This is a genomic window from Cohnella sp. GCM10027633 (assembly GCF_042675445.1).
Classification (GTDB): domain Bacteria; phylum Bacillota; class Bacilli; order Paenibacillales; family Paenibacillaceae; genus Cohnella.
In genome coordinates this window covers 480,984-497,514 of the sequence record NZ_JBHTGV010000001.1, presented here as the reverse complement: position 1 = coordinate 497,514, position 16,531 = coordinate 480,984, and the positions used below count along the sequence as shown (strand labels likewise).

The following is a 16,531-nucleotide window of genomic DNA, read 5'->3' as shown; positions in this document are numbered from 1 at the left end:
ACAGGAATGTCGAAACGGGCCGCAAGGCTCGTTTTCCATTGCTAGGCGAACATATATTCTGTACAATAGAGAGAAAAACGATCGCTAGGAGCAATGCCCATGAATCCGTTGACGGAAAAAGCGGAATCGATGGAAGAATGGATCGGCTTGCTGAAAGGCAAGCGCGAGCTGATGGATAACGTTACGCATTGGCACACGCAGCCGGCGCGTCCGCCCAGGACGGTGCCGCTGCCTTCGCATATTCACCCGAAGCTGTCCGAAGCGCTGCGCGCCAAAGGGATCACGGAGCTGTACACGCATCAAGCGGCGTCGTTCGGCGCGGTGTCGGAAGGGCGTCACGTCGTCACCGTCACGCCGACGGCGTCGGGGAAGACGCTCTGCTACAACCTGCCCGTATTGCAGACGCTGCTGACGGACGACAGCGCCCGGGCGCTGTACTTGTTCCCGACGAAGGCGCTGGCGCAGGATCAGGTCGCGGAGCTGCAGAAGCTGGCCGACCTGATGGAAGTCGACATCAAGACGCACACGTACGACGGCGATACGCCGCCGACGGTCCGCACGGCGATCCGCAACGCCGGCCACATCGTCGTCACGAACCCGGATATGCTGCATTCGGCGATATTGCCTCACCATACGAAATGGGTGAAGCTGTTCGAGAATATCCGATACATCATTATCGATGAGCTTCATGCCTACCGCGGCGTATTCGGGAGCCACGTGGCGAACGTCATCCGGCGGCTGAAGCGCATTTGCAATTTTTACGGCAGCAATCCGCAATTCCTGTGCGCGTCGGCGACGATCCGCAACCCGCGAGAGCACGCGGAGCGGCTGCTCGGCGAGCCGGTCGCGCTCGTCGACGACAACGGCGCGCCGCAGGGCGAGAAGCACATGGTGTTCTACAATCCGCCGGTCGTCAACCAGCAGCTCGGCATCCGCCGAAGCAGCGTGCTGGAGTCGCAGAAGCTCGCCGCGCTGCTGCTGAGGAGCGGCATCCAGACGATCGTATTCGCCCGCAGCCGGGTTCGGGTCGAGATTCTGCTGACGTACTTGCAGGAGCTCGTGAAGGGGGAGCTCGGCAAGAAGACGATACGCGGTTACCGCGGCGGCTACTTGCCGAAGCTGCGCCGCGAGATCGAGAAAGGACTGCGCAGCGGGGAGATCCGGGGCGTCGTCAGCACGAACGCGCTCGAGCTCGGCATCGACATCGGGCAGCTGCAAGCATGCGTGCTGAACGGCTACCCGGGCTCGATCGCGAGCACGTGGCAGCAATCCGGCCGGGCCGGGCGCCGCCACGGCAGCTCTGTGACGTTCCTCGTCGCGAGCAGCAACCCGCTCGATCAGTATTTGATACAGAATCCGGACTACTTCCTCGGCCGTCCGCCGGAGGAAGCGCGCATCCATCCGGACAATCTGCTCATTCTGCTCGATCATATCAAGTGCGCGGCTTACGAATTGCCGTTCGAGGAAGGAGACTCGTTCGGCGGCGAGAAGCTGACCGATCTGCTCGAGTTTCTCGTCGAGGAGAAGGTGCTGCATCACGTCGGGACGCGCTGGTATTGGATGGAGCAGGCGTTCCCCGCCCACAACATCTCGCTTCGCACGGCGGCGCAGGAGAACATCGTCATTATCGACATGACCGAAGGGCACAAGGTCATCGGCGAGGTCGACCGGTTCAGCGCGCCGACGCTCGTCCACGAGGAAGCGATCTACTTGCACGAAGGCGTGCAATATCAAGTCGAGAAGCTCGATTATCCGGAGAAGAAGGCGTACGTCCGCCAAGTGAACGTCGACTACTTCACCGACGCCAGCTTGGCGGTGGAGCTGAAGGTGTTGCACGTCGACCGGGAGGCGCGTTCGGGACCGCTCGAACGGCATTACGGGGAAGTGACCGTCATGGCGAAGCCGACGATCTTCAAGAAGATCCGGCTGCGCACGCACGAGAACATCGGCTCGGGACCGATTCATCTGCCGGAGGAGATTCTGCACACGAGCGGCTATTGGTTCTCGTTCTCGGAGGAAGAGACGGCTAAGCGCAGCGCCAACGATATGCAGATGGCGCTGCTCGGGCTGGCGAACGTGCTCATCCACCTCGCGCCGCTGCACTTGATGTGCGATCCGTTCGACATACGCGTCGTGCCGCAAGTCAAGGCGACGCACACGAAGCAGCCGACGATCTACTTCTACGACCGTTATCCGGGCGGCATCGGGCTGAGCCAGCGGCTGTACGAGATGCACGACGAGCTGCTCGACGAGGCCGAACGTCTTATCGTCGGCTGCGGCTGCCTGAGCGGTTGCCCGGCTTGCGTCGGGCCGATCGAAGAGGTCGGCTTGCTCGGCAAGACGCAGGCGCTGTCGCTGCTGCGGAGCGCGAGGGCGGAAGCGTGAGCGGGCTGAGAGAGCGGCTGGAGCGGCTTCGCGCGGCGGCGCAAGCTTCGGAAGCCGCGGAGGCGGCGTTGGCCGGGGAGACGGGGGGCGCGGCGGAGAGCGTCGCTTCGGAAGGGGGCGGCGGGCAAGGCGATAGACGCGGATCCGGCGGCAATCGGAGCGGCGTCGCGGCCGAGCGGGTAGACGGGAACGATGCGCGGGTTCATCCCGGCTTTCGGTCCATCGGCGTCGAGGAGATCTCGAACGACGGCGGCAGCTTCTTGCTCCGGCGCATCGCGTATCCGTTGCCGTATATGCACGGGAGATACGGGCTCGAAGAGCTGCCGGACTGCGCGGCGTCGCTGACCCCCGTCGCCGCGAGGCAGAACCAAGCCCGCGAGGCTGCTCCCGTCGAAGCGAGCCGCATGCTGTTCCTCGACACGGAGACGACGGGGCTCGGCGTCGGCGCGGGCAACGTGCCGTTCATGGTCGGCTTCGGGTATTATGCCGAGGGTGCTTTTGTCGTCGAACAGACGCTCATTCGCCACCCCGGCGAAGAACGGGCGATGCTCGAATACTTGCTGACGCATCTGAAGGATAAGGACCATCTGGTTACCTATAACGGCCGGACGTTCGATTGGCCGGTGCTCGTTAACCGCTACATCATGAACGGCTGGCGCACGAACGGCGCCGAGCCGGGGCATCTCGACTTCCTTCACCCTTCGAGGGCGCTATGGCGGAAGACGCTCGTCTCGTGCAGGCTGGCGGTCGTCGAAGAGGAGCGGCTCGGCTTCCTCCGGGGGGAGGACGTGCCGGGTACGATGGCGCCGGCCTTGTACGTGCAATACTTGAACGACGGCAATCCCGCGCATCTGCACGGCGTTTATACGCATAACGAGAAGGACGTGCTGACGCTGGCGGCGCTCGCGGTCCATTTCGCCAGATTGCTAGAGGATCGGCCGGATGAGGACGAACGCGACGACGAGAGCGGCGAGGAACTGTACTGTACGGCGTCCTGGCTCGAGAAGCACGGTCAGCTGGCGCATGCCGAGCGGCTGTACGATCGGCTAGCGGAGCGGGCGGACGCGGGAACGGCGGCATGGTGCTTGCCGCTGGCGGCGAGATACAAGAAGCTGGGTTCGAACGAGCGCGCGGTTGCGCTATGGGAGGCGATCGCGGCGAGCGCGGAGCAAGCGCAGTTGCCGAGGCCGGACGCGTTCGTGGAGCTGGCGATGCATTACGAGCATCGGACGAAGGATCCGTTAACGGCATTAAGCTACGCGAGGCGCGCGCTGGAACTGCTCGGCCGCCGCGCCCGGATGCTTCGGTCGACCGCGTCGCGCAGCGACGAGAGGGAAAAGCTGCAGCGCAGGGTGGATCGCTTGCAGGCGAAGATCGGGCGGATGCCGAATGCTGGTCGATCGTCGGAATAACGCTGTCGCATAACGCTAAATCGCCGAATGTTGGTCGATCGTCGGAATAACGCTGTCTCATAACGCTAAATCGCCTGATGCTGGTCGATCGTCGGAATAACGCTGTCGCATAACGCTAAATCGCCGAATGTTGGTCGATCGTCGGAATAACGCTGTCCCATAACGCTAAATCGCCGATAATCGGCCGCCCGACCTCCGACTCATGGCCGACGACAAGCCGCCGCTGACAAGATGCGGCAATTCGATCGCCGATATGATAGAATGAAGGGGCCGCAAGGCCTCTTTTTTCGTGGCCTTGCATGAAGATAACCGCAAATTCGACAACAGGCGAGCGCGGATCGAACCGGAAGGGGTAAGCGCAACGTTGGAACCGATCTTGGAAGACGCACGGCTTAGATCGAAGCCGGATGCGCTATTGTTCGATTTGGACGGCACGCTCTATCGCGGGAACGAACGCATCCCCGGCGCGGACCGGATCATCGGGAAGTTGTCGCGCGAGGGATTGCCCTGTTGGTTCGTTACGAACAACTCGACCCGCACGCCCGCGGAAGTAGCCGCGCACTTAAGTCATCTCGGCATCGAGGCCGAGGAACGGCGCGTCGTCACGTCCGCGATGGCTGCCGCCTATTATGTACAGATGCATTATTCGCAAGCCGATGCGTTCGTGATCGGCGAGCGCGGGCTTCGCGAAGCGCTGCGGGAAGCCGGCGTTCGGATCGTCGAAGGATCCGATCGAGCCGTGCGGGCCGACGTCGTCGTGCAAGGGCTCGATCGAGAGCTCTCCTACGAGAAACTGCGCGTCGGCATTAACCATCTGCTGGCCGGAGCCGCGTTCGTGCAGACGAACCCGGATCGCTTGCTCCCGATGGAAGGCAGCTTCCTGCCCGGGGCGGGCACGATCGGAGCGGCGCTCGAAGCGGCGACAGGCATAAAGCCGGTCGTGATCGGGAAGCCTTCTTCCATCTTAATGGATTATGCATTGCGATTGGCGGGAACCGCTCCCGACCGCGCATGGGTGATCGGGGACAATCCGCATACCGATATCAAAGCGGGTAACGTTGCGGGATGCAAGGCGATACTCGTGCTGACGGGTTACTGCGACGAAGACAATTGGCGGCGAGAGTGCGAAGCCGCCGATGCCCGTCCGGATGCAGTGTGCGAGCATCTGGACGCGTTGGAGAAGCTGATCGACGCGATCGGCGCGCGATAGGCGAGAGCAAGCCCTCGCCGCGAACATAGGAGGAGAGAAACATCATGCCGGAATGGCCGGAAATGGAGCATTACCGCACGCAGCTGTCGTCGCTCGTCAGCGGCAAGAAGATTACGGGCGCGGTCGTGAACCGCGAGGCGACGGTCAACGAGCCGGCGGAGCAATTCATAGCATCGCTTGCGACGCGCACGATCCTGTTCGTCGAACGCAGAGGCAAGCATTTGTTGTTCCACTTGGACGATGGTAACCGGCTGGTGTTGCATCTGATGCTTGGCGGTTGGATATTTTACGGCGAACGGGCGCCCAAGGATGACGATCATTATCAGGTCATCGTGCGGCTTGCCGACGGCAACAGCTTGTATTTCGGCGGGCTGAGGCTCGGGTTCTTGCACCGGATGACCGCCAAAGCCGCGCTCGAGCAGATGAAGCAGCTCGGACCGGAGCCGTTCGACGCGAGACTTACGCCGGAGGCGTTCCGCAAGCGATTAAGCGGTAAACGCGGCAGACTGAAGTCGACGCTGACCGATCAGAAGTTCATTGCCGGCATCGGCAATTGTTATAGCGACGAGATCTGCTTCGCGGCGAAGCTCCATCCCGCGACGGCATGCTCGGATCTGAACGAAGAGCAAGCGGGGCGACTGTACGAGGCGATGAAGACGGTGCTGCTCGCGGCGAAGGAAGCGGGCGGATACATGGAGCAGCCGCTGACGGCGGACGACGCCGTAACCGGCGGGTACAACGACCGCTGCCTCGTCTATGACCGCGGCGGAGAACCGTGCGGCGAATGCGGGCACGAGATCAAGCACGAGACGTTGTCCGGCCGCAAAATGTTCTATTGTCCCCATTGCCAAGGCAACGCGTAACGATGATCCGCATCGGCAGCCATGTAAGCACGCGCGGCGGCTATCGGCAAGCGGCGGAATCCGCGGTCGAGATCGGCGGCGACGCTTATCAATATTTTCCGAAAAATCCCCGCACGCTCGCGACCAAGACGTTCTCGGCGGCCGATGCTTCGCGCTGCAAAGCGTGGTGCCGGGAGCGGGGAATTTCGTCGATCGCCCATGGACCGTACCCCGTCAACCCGGCGATGACCGGGGAGGCGGGCGACCGGATGGCGGCTTGCACGCTGAACGATCTCGCGATCGCGGAAGCTTGCGGATCGATCGGGGTCGTCGTGCATTTCGGCACGTTCAAGGGGCAGGATCCGCTTGAGGGCTATCGAAATATAATACAGTGGCTCAACAAGGTAACGTCGGCATGGAACGGCGAGGCGCTTATTCTTATCGAGAATCAGGCAGGCGATCACGGACCGATGGGGACGACGCCCGAGGAATGGGCGCAGATCCGATCGCTCAGCGATGAGCCGGAGAAGATCGGGTTCTGTCTCGATACGTGCCATCTGTTCGCGAGCGGCGCATGGAAGCCGGGCGGCTGGCAGGCGTTCGCCGAGCGGGCGCGGGAGCTGCGGATATGGGATAGCCTGCGCGCCGTGCACTTGAACGATTCGCGGTACCCCCAAGGCTCGCGCAAAGACAGGCATGCGCCTATCGGCGCGGGATGGATCGGCGAGAAGGGGTTCCGGGAGCTGCTCGCCACGCCGGAAATCAGGAAAGCGCCTCTATTATTGGAAACGCCTACAAGCGAAGGCCTGTCGCATCGCGAGCAATTGATGCTGGCAAGGCGGCTGTCGGAGGAGGAATGACGGATGATTAACGTGTATTTGGACGACGTAAGACCTTGTCCGCGCGGATTCGTCGTCGCCAGATCGGCGGAAGAATGCTTGCTCTTGCTATCGGAGAGCGAAGTGGACGTGCTATCGCTCGATTTCGAGCTCGGTTACGGCCAGCCGAACGGCTTGTCGGTCGTTCACGGCATGATCGCCGGCGGTCATTATCCGCGCGAGGTGTACGTACATTCCTCCAGCTTGATGGGCAGAGCCCAGATGGTTCGCGACCTGCGGGCGGCGAATCCCCCGGGCGTCGTCGTTCACGACGGCCCGATGCCGCAGGCGATGCTCGATAGAGTCGCCGCCGCGGGAGCGAGACGGGATGCTTGAATGGGAACGCGCGGATTGGGAGCGGGCGTGGGCGGAGGAGCCCGGCCCGCTTGCGGTGTTCGTGCATACGCCGCTGTGCGGAACGTGCGCGTTGGCCAGGCGTATGCTCGGAATCGTCGGCGAGATGAGGCCCGACTATCGGCTCTATGCCGCAAATTTGAACGCGATGCCGGGCATCGCCCAAGTCCATCGGATCGAGAGCGTGCCTTGCTTGCTCGTGAAGAATAGTAACGGCGAATGGTCCAAGCAATACCGCTTCCCTTCCGTAACGGACATCGTGGAACGGCTGGACCGGAGCTAAGCGGCGACTTGGCGTCCCGCAGGGGAAGGGGAAACGAACGAATGATCGAATTACGGAACTTAACGCTGCGCCGGGGTGATCGCGACATTCTGCAAGGCGTCGACCTGAGCGTGAAGCAGGGAGAGCATTGGACGCTGCTCGGCCGCAACGGCTGCGGGAAGACGACCGTGCTGGAGATGATCACGGGCTACTTATTCCCGACGACGGGAACGGTGGACGTCCTTGGCAACCGGTACGGGCAAGTCGACGTGCGCGAGGTACGCAAAAAAATCGGTTACATCGGCGCGTCGCTCATCGAGAAATTCACGCTGAGGGATCCGGTGTGGGAGATCGTCGCGGGAGGCGCGTTCGCTTACTTGCGCATGTACGAGGAAGTGCCGCAGGAAGTGCGCGAGAAGGCTTACGAAGAGCTCGGTAACGTCGGATTGCGGCAATTGGCGGAGCAGCCGTTCGGGACGCTGTCCCAAGGCGAGCGCAAGAAGGTACTGCTCGCGCGCACGATCATGGCGTCGCCGGAGTTGCTCATTCTGGACGAGCCGTGCGCCGGATTGGACTTGTTCGAGCGCGAGCGGTTTCTGGATTCTCTTACGGGGTTAACGGCCAATAAATTGTCGATGCTGTATGTGACCCATCATATCGAAGAAATCATACCGATATTCACGCATGTCGCGCTTATGTCGCATGGGAAGATCGTCGCATCCGGTCCGAAGCGCGAAGTGCTGACGCCGGCATGGCTCGAAGCCGCGTACGACGTGCCGCTGACCGTCGAGTGGCTCCGCGATCGGCCCTGGATTCAAGTCGGGAAGGAAGAGGACTAAACATTGATTACATACATCGGAACGGCGAACCCGGGCTTCGCGCCGTACGCCATGGAAGAGCTGCGCCGCCGCGTGCGCGGGACGAAGGTGTCGGGCGTCGCCGCCGCGGAGACGTTCAGCTTCACCTCGGGCGATTACGAACCCGAGCAACTATTGAAAGAGCTGCGGAAGAAGGAGCCGGTGTTCCTGCGGCACCTCTTCCCCGTGGAGGCCGAAGTTCCCGTCTCCGGCGAAGCGGATCCGACCGTAGAGGCGCTCAGGGAATACGCCGCCCGGCTGGCGGATCGCGTCGGCGGCAAGAAGGTCGCCATACAAGTGCGCAAGGCGCAGGACAGCCCGTTCCCGTTCGGCTCCGCTGAAGCGAGGGACGTCATGGCCGAAGTCGTCCGCGAGCTCGGGGGCGAAGTCGTCGCGCGCGACGCGGATTGGATCGTCTCGGTCTACTCGTCTCGGAAGACGCTATACCTGGGATGCTCCGCGCCGAAGGATAATCTGTCCGACTGGCCGGGCGGAGCGATCCGGTTCCGCCGCGACGAAGCGCTCATCTCGCGCGCGGCGTTCAAGCTGCTCGAGGCGGAGCAAGCGTTCGGGCTGCCGCTCGACAGGTTCACGAACGCGCTCGACCTTGGCGCCGCGCCGGGCGGCTGGACGTCGGTACTGCTGGAGCGGGGACTCAAGGTAACGGCGGTCGATCCGGCGGAGATGGACGAGTCGCTCGCGCTGCATCCGCGCCTTCGCCATATGCGCAAGAACGCGGCGGAGCTGTCGTTCGCTCCGGGCACGTTCGACTTGCTCGTCTGCGACATGAGCTGGGATCCCTACCACACGTGCCGCATCGTTAACGAGCTGTCGTCCGCGCTGTCGGCCGGAGGCTCCGGCATCGTTACGCTGAAGCTCATGTACCGGAAGCCGTTCCAGAGCATACAGGATTTGACCGAAGCCTACTCCGAACGGTTCGAGATCCGCAAGGTGAAGCAGTTGTTCCACAATCGCGAAGAGGTTACAATGTGGGTAAGGCGCAAGCCGTAACGCGTGACTCGAGCTCGCATATTCAATCGACCGTGGGAAAGCATCCCGCACCGAAGCAAGCCTGGCGACAGGTTGGCTCCGCGTGCGGGATTTTTTATATCGATAAGGAGGCAATCCACGTGGAAGAGAACGGCTTGCTGAGAGAAGGGGACGTATACGCGGGAAGATACCGCGTCGTCATGCAGATCGGCCAAGGCGGAATGGGGCGCGTCTACTTGGCGGAGGATTCGAGGCTGAACGGGAAGACGGTGGCGCTGAAGCTAACGAAGCCGCTGCCCGAGGAGCGGGACGCGTTCGTGTCCGAAGCGAAGCTGATGAGCGGGTTGTCGCATCCGCATCTGCCCGCGATCGTCGACTATTACCCGCCGGACGCGAACGGGCTCGCCTGCATCGTCATGGACTACATCGCCGGCGATACGTTGGCGGAACGGTTCGAGCGATTCGGCTTGCGGCTGCCGTTCCGGCCGTTGCTGCGCTACCTGCTGCAACTGTGCGACGTTCTCGCCTACCTGCACGCGCAATCCCCGCCGATCGTCTTCAGGGATTTGAAGCCGTCCAACGTGCTGATCGACCGCCGGGACCGGGCGATTCTCGTCGACTTCGGCATCGCCCGCCGTTACCGCCCCGGAGAACATGCCGACACGTTGCGTCTGGGCACACCGGGATTCGCTTCTCCCGAGCAGATGCAGGGCGCGCAGTCGGACGCGAGAACCGACCTGTATACGCTCGGGGCGTTCGCTTACTTCCTGCTATCCGGCGGCCGATTCGCGATGCGACATCGCGGGAGCATGAAGGAGGCGCTGCAGGGCGACGTTCCGCCGCCGTTCGCGCGCCTGATGGATCGGCTGTTGGCCGCAGATCCCGCTTCGCGTCCGCAGTCGGCTAGCGAGCTGAGGGAAGAATTGTCGCGAATCATGCCCGAGGGAGAGAGAGGCGAGCCTGCGAATCGAGCCGACGGCTTGATTCGCGCCGATGCGCTGTCGTCAGGCGTAACCGTCGTGGCGGTCGCTTCGGCGTACCCGGGCGCAGGCGCGACGTTCGCCGCGATGGCCGCGTCGGCGGCTCTGTCCCGCGCGGGCATCGCTCACGCGCTCGTCGAGTGTCCCGGCTGCGCGGGGCCGGAGCTGTACGCGCGGCTGAACGGGGACAAGCATCGGCCCAGAGGCGCCGCGTACGCGGACGGTTCGGGCTTGCAGCCGACGTCGCCGGCATGGCGCAGCGTAGCGGCCGCGTACTATCCGATCGATCCGGAGGCGGGAGCGACGGCAATGGGACCGCCTGGCGACGAGTTCACGAATTGGCTTCGCAGATTGGGCATGCCGATCGTATTGCTCGACGTCTCTAGCGGATGGGCGAAGACGGAGTCGTTGAGCTGGCTGCGGGAAGCGGCGGACCGAATATGGATGGTGGCGGATTGCGATCCGTCGAAGTGGACGAAGGGAAGGCAGGAGGCGTGCATCGCGTTGCAACTCGCTCGAGGCAGGAATAGCCCGCCGGTCGCGTTCGATTGGATCGCCAACCGGGATCAATCGTTTCCCGGCCGCGGGGCGTGGCTGGAGCTGTTCCCCTCGCGTCCGGGCGCGTTGCTGCCGCAGTTGGAAGGCGAGACGATGTTGGCGTCGCTATGGCGAGGTCAAGGCTTGCCCGACGATAAACGCACCGCTAGGCGGATCGACGCGGCGATGGAGAAGCTGCTCGTCGCCCTCGTCGCGGACAAGCCGAAGCGCTAAGTCGCGGTTTCCGGGATAAGCGCGATTTCAAACGGGTTTCCATACTTCTTTCGCCGATACGGGCGTATACATCTGCTAGGAACGGCATGATCCGGATAGGAGAAGATCGCGAATGGAGATAGACGGAATGACGGCGCACGCCGAATTTATGTCCGAGAAACGCCAGGTGGATTCGTTGCTCGAAGACGGCTACGCGATCGCGGGAGCGGGAGAGGATCTGGACGGCATGCATCTGTATTTCACGAAGCTAACGGAGCTGCCTCCGAACGAAGCCGGAGCCGAAGCGCCGGACGGCGTGCCGGCCGTTCGGTCGACCGTCCGGACGGCGAAGCTGTTGCTCCTGAACCCGGACGCGCGCCAATACGTCGCCTCGATCGTCTTGGCACAGAAGGGCAAGGACGACGCGTCATAGAAGATGCGTTCCCCAAGGTAGCGTCGGGACATTCCCGGCGCTACCTTTTGCCTTATTCGAACGTATCGTTGTTCATAAGCCTGTCCGCTCGCGTTACTTCGCCTTTGACAGTCATGTTACAATATAGAAGGACAATCGCTTGCGGGTAAGGGAGAGTATGCAATGGCGGGCAGTATACATCGATCGTTCGAAGCCGGATACGCCGCGCTTAAGCTCGGTTTGACCTCTTTCGGCGGACCGATCGCTCATATCGGGTATTTCCGACGGGAATACGTCGAGCGCAGGCGATGGTTGACGGACGATTCGTTCGCCGAATTAACGGCGCTCTGCCAGTTCTTGCCCGGGCCGGCTAGCAGCCAACTCGGCATCGCGATCGGCATCCGGCGCGCCGGCATGCTCGGCGGATTGGCCGCATGGCTAGGCTTCACTCTCCCGTCGGCGCTCTTGCTCGTCCTCTTCGCCGTCGCCCTGAACGGCAGCGATTATTCCGACGCCGGTTGGCTTCACGGACTGAAGCTGGCGGCGGTAGCCGTCGTGGCGCAAGCCTTATGGAGCATGGGGCGCGCGTTAGCGCCGGACCGTCCGCGAATCGCGATGGCGGCGCTGACGGCCAGCATCGCATTAGTATGGCCGGGGGCCTTCGGACAAGTCGTTCCGCTCCTCCTCAGCGGAATCGTAGGAGCCATGCTGCTCAAGCCCGAACTCGCGGGCAACGCCGAATCGTTCCATGCCGGCTTCAAGAAACGGACGGCGATCGTTTGCCTTGTCCTGTTCGCCGGTCTGCTCGTCCTGCTACCTTTGCTTGCCTCATGGCATGATAACGTTAAGCTTCAATTGGCCGATATCGGCTATCGAGCCGGTTCGCTCGTGTTCGGCGGCGGCCATGTCGTTCTGCCGATGCTGCACGAGGAGACGGTTCCTTCGGACATCGTCTCCGAGCAGCAGTTTCTGGCCGGCTACGGCGCGGCACAAGCCGTGCCCGGACCTTTGTTCACTTTCGCGGCTTATATCGGCGCAGCTTCCGCTCCGGGAGCGGAAGGCATCGCGCGCGCCGGCGTCTTGCTGATCTTCATTTTCCTGCCGTCCTTCCTGCTCGTCGCCGGCGTGCTTCCGTTCTGGACGCGCCTTCGCGCGCACGGCCGGACGCGCGCCGCCGTCGCTGGCGTGAACGCGGCGGTGGTCGGCTTATTGCTGGCGGCCCTCTATACGCCCGTATTCTCTGGCACGGTCAAGGCGCCGACGGATTTCGTATTCGTCCTGATCGGCTTCGTCCTGCTCGCGAGCTGGCGCTGTCCGCCATGGTTGATCGTCCTATTCGCGGCCGTATTCGGCTGGATCGTATATTCGTGAGGTGATACGCAATGAACAACAACGAGAAAATATTAATCATCGAAGACGAGGATGCCATCGCAAGAATTTTGCAGCTGGAACTGGAGCACGAGAGCTATACCGTCGGACGCGCCGCGGACGGCCGTACCGGTCTCGAGATGGCGCTGACCGGCGAATGGAATTTGATTCTGCTGGACGTCATGCTGCCCGAGCTTAACGGCGTTGAAGTGCTTCGGCGACTCAGACAGAACGACCGCGCCGTCCCCGTCATTCTGCTGACGGCGAGAGATACGGTACCCGACAAGGTAAGCGGATTCGAGCACGGCGCGAACGACTACATTACGAAGCCGTTCGCGATGGAAGAGCTGCTCGCCCGCGTCAGAAACCTTCTGCGTATCTTCCAAGCTTCCCGCGAAGGGGAGAACGAGGACGTATTGCGCATCGGCGATCTGTCCATCGAGCTGATCACGCGCAAGGTGTACCGCAAAGACCATTCGATCGACTTGACGCCGCGCGAATTCGAGCTGCTGCTTTACTTGGCCCGGCACAAGAACGCGGAGAAGACGAGAGACGAAATCTTGTCCGACGTATGGGGATACGAGTATATCGGCGACACGAACGTCGTCGACGTATACATCCGTTATTTGCGCCAGAAAATGGACAAGGGATACCGCCATAAGCTGCTGCATACCGTTCGCGGCGTAGGCTATATGCTGAAGGAGCCCGATGCATGACGTTAAGGTCGCGGTTTACGCTCTTCACCGTATTCTGGTTGATCTTCATCTTGATTCTCTATAATATCTTCGTCTACTTCTTCGTCATCCGTGTAACGACGCGGGGCGAGCTCGCGCTCATGACGAACAAGACGGATCTCGTCGTCGATACGCTGGCGCAGCAAGGAATGCTCGGGTACGAGGATCCGAAGCTGCTGTACGATCTGTATAACGCCAACGAGATGATGCGCATCGTCACCGAGGACCTCAGGATCGTGAACCAGATCGGCGACAAGGCGCTGTTGTCGTTACCCGCAATCCCCCGTACGGAGCAGATGTCGGAGACACGCCAGGTCAACGGCCAGCGGATCATCTATTTGGCCGTGCCGTTGTTCGACAAAGGCCATTTCTTCGGAACGCTCGAAGCGGCGCGACGACTGACGGTGCTCGACAGTTACTTGCAAATTCTCGTCGGCGCGCTTAGCGTTACGAGCGTCGGCGCGGTCGTATTCGCGATCTTCGGCACGTTCTGGTTCACGTCGAGGCTGACGGGGCCGATCGGGCAGATGGTGCAGACGATGCGGGAGATCGACCGCAGCGGCAAGCTGCAGGTCGTCAAGCTCGGCGGGCGGGAAGAGTCCGTCGAGCTTCAACAGCTCGTGCGGGCGTTCAACCAGATGATCGAGCGGTTAGACCGCACGATCGAGCATCAGAAGCACTTCGTTGCGGACGCCTCGCACGAGCTGAAGACCCCGTTGACGGTCATTTCCAGCTACGCGGACATGCTGAAGCGGTGGGGTAGAGACAACGCGGAAGTGCGTGACGAGGCGATCGAGTCGATCTCGAAGGAAACGCAGCGTCTGCAGAACTTGATCCGGTCGATGCTCACGCTTGCCGAAGCGGAACAGGACGCGTGGCTCAATATCGTCAAGTTCGACTTGTTCGGCGTCGTCCGGGAGTTGGGCGAGACGCTCGGCACGACGTTCCAGCGGGAAATCCGCGTCCATGCCGACGGCAACGCGACCCACGTCCAGTTGAGGGCGGACAAGGACAAGATACGCCAGTTGCTCCTGATCTTGCTCGACAACGCGATCAAGTACAGCAAGGAGCCGATCGACGTTCGCGTGCGCGGCAGCAAGAACACGATCAAGATCGAAGTGACCGACTACGGAATCGGCGTACCCGAGCACGAAATCCCGTATTTGTTCGAACGGTTCTACCGCGTCGACGACGCGCGGAGACGCTCGACGGGCGGCAGCGGACTCGGGCTGTCGATCGCCAAGAAGATCATCGACCTGCACGAAGGCAAAGTCGAGGTGTACAGCAAGTCCGGCAACGGCACGACCGTATCCGTACAGCTTCCTCGAAACCTATAACTCCCGCGGGAGAACGTAAAAAACCGGCAAAATCGGATTTCCCGATTTTGCCGGTTTTGTCGTTGCAACATTCGAGGCTCGGCAGGCGTTAATAATTACAGAACGCGGCGAGCGGTAATATAGTGGGACTTCCAGTGGCTGTTGCTCAAGCTGGAGTACGTAACGCCCGGCTTGCCGTACGTGTGAAGAATGCGGTTGTTGCCGGCATATACGCCGACGTGGCTGATTTTGCCCGGCTTGCCGACGCTGAAGAAGACGAGGTCACCTTTCTTCAAGTTCGACTTGGCGACTTTATAGCCTCTCTTCGCTTGGGAGCTGGAGACGCGAGGCAGCTTGATGCCGTATTTGCCGAAAATATATTGGGTGAAGCTCGAGCAGTCGAAAGAAGAAGTCCTGCCGGACGGCGCGCCGAAGCGGTATTTAACGCCGAGATATTTGCTTCCCAGGCTCACGATTTTGTCGGCCTTCGTTGCAGCCGAAGCGGTAGGCGCTTGCAACGCGGCGATTCCCGTGAAGCCGATGACGGCGCCGAGGCTGACCGTTAGCACTTTGCGGACGAGTTTATGTTTGAAGTTCATGATGTTATTCCCTCCGTTTAAGTTCGTGTTCGTGTCGCATGACCTGAACCGAGTATAGCAGACTAGCGATTTCCTAACGTTTGCCAAGGAGAGAAAAATGTGCGCCGCATCACGATATTAAGCGTTTTCTTAAAACGAAATGAGAAAATTCTAATGAACCGTACAAGGCGTTCGCGACGCTTTTCGTACGGTTATTCGGCGTAAGCATGCGAACGCCCGCTTGAACGGAACCGTTCGGGTGGATAAGATAAGGAAGAGAGAAGCAAGGCTGACAGCGTCAGCGGAAGGGAAAGTCATCGCATGAAGTTGAGAGTATCCGCCGTTCAATTCCTATTGCAAGATTGCGAGAGCTTCGACGATTTCGCGGCGCAGGCGACGCATTACGTTCGCAACGCCTCCGAATACGGCAGCTCGTTCGTGCTGTTCCCCGAATTCGTCACGACGCCGCTGCTCGCGATCGGAGACGGTTCCGGCCAGGGCCTGCCGATCGATCGTCTGGCCGACTACACGGAAGCGTACGTCGGATTGTTCGGCGGCCTGGCCCGGGAGTACGGCATGTACATCATCGCGGGAACCCACGTCACGAAGCGCGGCGACCGGTTGCGCAACTCCGCGTTCCTGTTCGCTCCGGACGGTACTTACCGAACGCAGGACAAGCTTCACATTACGCCGACGGAGAAGGAAGCCTGGAACGTCGAGGCGGGCGACGGCGTGGAGGTGTTCGATACGCCGTACGGCACGATCGGCTTGCTGACCTGCTACGACATCGAGTTTCCGGAGATCGTAAGAATGGTCAGGGCGAAAGGCGCGGACGTTATTTTCTGTCCGTCTTGCACGGACGACCGGCACGGGTTCTATCGGGTCCGGTATTGCTGCCATGCCCGCGCGGTGGAGAACCAAGTGTATATCGTGACGACGGGAACCGTCGGCTCGCTGCGCAAGGTCGACTTCATGCGGGCGAATTACGGGCAAGCCGCCGTCATTACGCCGAACGACATTCCGTTCCCGCCGCGAGGCATCCTATGCGAAGGGGACGCGAACGAAGACATGCTCATCACCGCGGACTTGGACTTGGCGTTGCTGGAGGACGTTCGGGCGGCCGGCTCCGTGACGACGTGGCGCGATCGGCGCACGGACCTGTATCCGGATTGGCGATAGCGACGGCGTTCATAAGCGAGGGAG

The 16,531-nt window shown here is 61.5% G+C and carries 16 protein-coding genes; 15 read left to right on the top strand and 1 reads right to left on the bottom strand.

Features of this window, described 5'->3' with window-relative positions:
* Positions 1–99: 99 nt before the first annotated feature.
* The 14 genes from ACFQZG_RS02130 to ACFQZG_RS02065 all read left to right on the top strand — a co-directional run bounded on the left by ACFQZG_RS02130 (position 100) and on the right by ACFQZG_RS02065 (position 14,771).
* Complete coding sequence (locus tag ACFQZG_RS02130) at positions 100–2,385, top strand: DEAD/DEAH box helicase (RefSeq protein WP_378149582.1); 2,286 nt, start codon at positions 100–102, stop codon at positions 2,383–2,385.
* Positions 2,382–3,797, top strand: coding sequence for a ribonuclease H-like domain-containing protein (locus tag ACFQZG_RS02125; RefSeq protein ID WP_378149581.1), 1,416 nt, complete (start codon positions 2,382–2,384; stop codon positions 3,795–3,797). The genes ACFQZG_RS02130 and ACFQZG_RS02125 overlap by 4 nt, the downstream gene beginning before the upstream one ends.
* A 364-nt stretch (positions 3,798–4,161) precedes the next feature.
* Positions 4,162–5,007 carry an HAD-IIA family hydrolase gene (locus ACFQZG_RS02120; protein ID WP_378149580.1) on the top strand — a complete coding sequence of 282 codons (846 nt, stop codon included), beginning with the start codon at positions 4,162–4,164 and terminating at the stop codon, positions 5,005–5,007.
* Between the two features lie 44 nt (positions 5,008–5,051).
* Positions 5,052–5,870, top strand: a complete 819-nt coding sequence (mutM, locus tag ACFQZG_RS02115; RefSeq protein ID WP_378149578.1) for a bifunctional DNA-formamidopyrimidine glycosylase/DNA-(apurinic or apyrimidinic site) lyase — start codon at positions 5,052–5,054, stop codon at positions 5,868–5,870.
* Positions 5,871–5,872: 2 nt separating this feature from the next.
* Positions 5,873–6,709 (top strand): deoxyribonuclease IV, encoded by an 837-nt coding sequence (locus ACFQZG_RS02110; RefSeq protein ID WP_378149577.1) that lies wholly within the window; start codon positions 5,873–5,875, stop codon positions 6,707–6,709.
* A gap of 3 nt (positions 6,710–6,712) precedes the next feature.
* Positions 6,713–7,063 (top strand): cyclic-phosphate processing receiver domain-containing protein, encoded by a 351-nt coding sequence (locus tag ACFQZG_RS02105; RefSeq protein WP_378149575.1) that lies wholly within the window; start codon positions 6,713–6,715, stop codon positions 7,061–7,063.
* The gene (locus tag ACFQZG_RS02100) at positions 7,056–7,364 is read left to right on the top strand and encodes a thioredoxin family protein (RefSeq protein ID WP_378149573.1); all 309 of its coding nucleotides are present in this window, start codon (positions 7,056–7,058) and stop codon (positions 7,362–7,364) included. The genes ACFQZG_RS02105 and ACFQZG_RS02100 overlap by 8 nt, the downstream gene beginning before the upstream one ends.
* A gap of 41 nt (positions 7,365–7,405) precedes the next feature.
* Positions 7,406–8,182 carry an ABC transporter ATP-binding protein gene (locus ACFQZG_RS02095; protein ID WP_378149572.1) on the top strand — a complete coding sequence of 259 codons (777 nt, stop codon included), beginning with the start codon at positions 7,406–7,408 and terminating at the stop codon, positions 8,180–8,182.
* A 3-nt stretch (positions 8,183–8,185) separates the two neighbouring features.
* Entirely contained in the window at positions 8,186–9,211 is a 1,026-nt protein-coding gene (locus ACFQZG_RS02090) for a 23S rRNA (cytidine(2498)-2'-O)-methyltransferase RlmM (RefSeq protein WP_378149570.1), read from the top strand.
* A gap of 119 nt (positions 9,212–9,330) precedes the next feature.
* Complete coding sequence (locus tag ACFQZG_RS02085) at positions 9,331–10,941, top strand: serine/threonine protein kinase (protein ID WP_378149569.1); 1,611 nt, start codon at positions 9,331–9,333, stop codon at positions 10,939–10,941.
* A 112-nt stretch (positions 10,942–11,053) separates the two neighbouring features.
* Complete coding sequence (locus ACFQZG_RS02080) at positions 11,054–11,353, top strand: hypothetical protein (RefSeq protein ID WP_378149567.1); 300 nt, start codon at positions 11,054–11,056, stop codon at positions 11,351–11,353.
* 162 nt (positions 11,354–11,515) lie between these two features.
* The gene (gene chrA, locus ACFQZG_RS02075) at positions 11,516–12,703 is read left to right on the top strand and encodes a chromate efflux transporter (RefSeq protein WP_378149566.1); all 1,188 of its coding nucleotides are present in this window, start codon (positions 11,516–11,518) and stop codon (positions 12,701–12,703) included.
* Between the two features lie 11 nt (positions 12,704–12,714).
* On the top strand, positions 12,715–13,416 hold the full coding sequence (locus tag ACFQZG_RS02070; protein WP_378149564.1) for a response regulator transcription factor: 702 nt from the start codon (positions 12,715–12,717) through the stop codon (positions 13,414–13,416).
* Positions 13,413–14,771, top strand: coding sequence for a sensor histidine kinase (locus tag ACFQZG_RS02065; protein WP_378149563.1), 1,359 nt, complete (start codon positions 13,413–13,415; stop codon positions 14,769–14,771). The genes ACFQZG_RS02070 and ACFQZG_RS02065 overlap by 4 nt, the downstream gene beginning before the upstream one ends.
* Before the next feature lie 95 nt (positions 14,772–14,866).
* On the opposite strand, the gene ACFQZG_RS02060 is transcribed toward ACFQZG_RS02065, so the two are convergent.
* Complete coding sequence (locus ACFQZG_RS02060) at positions 14,867–15,349, bottom strand: C40 family peptidase (RefSeq protein ID WP_378149562.1); 483 nt, start codon at positions 15,347–15,349, stop codon at positions 14,867–14,869.
* Positions 15,350–15,649: 300 nt separating this feature from the next.
* On the opposite strand from ACFQZG_RS02060, the gene ACFQZG_RS02055 reads away from it, so the two are divergent.
* Positions 15,650–16,507, top strand: a complete 858-nt coding sequence (locus ACFQZG_RS02055) for a carbon-nitrogen hydrolase family protein (protein WP_378149560.1) — start codon at positions 15,650–15,652, stop codon at positions 16,505–16,507.
* Positions 16,508–16,531 lie beyond the last annotated feature (24 nt).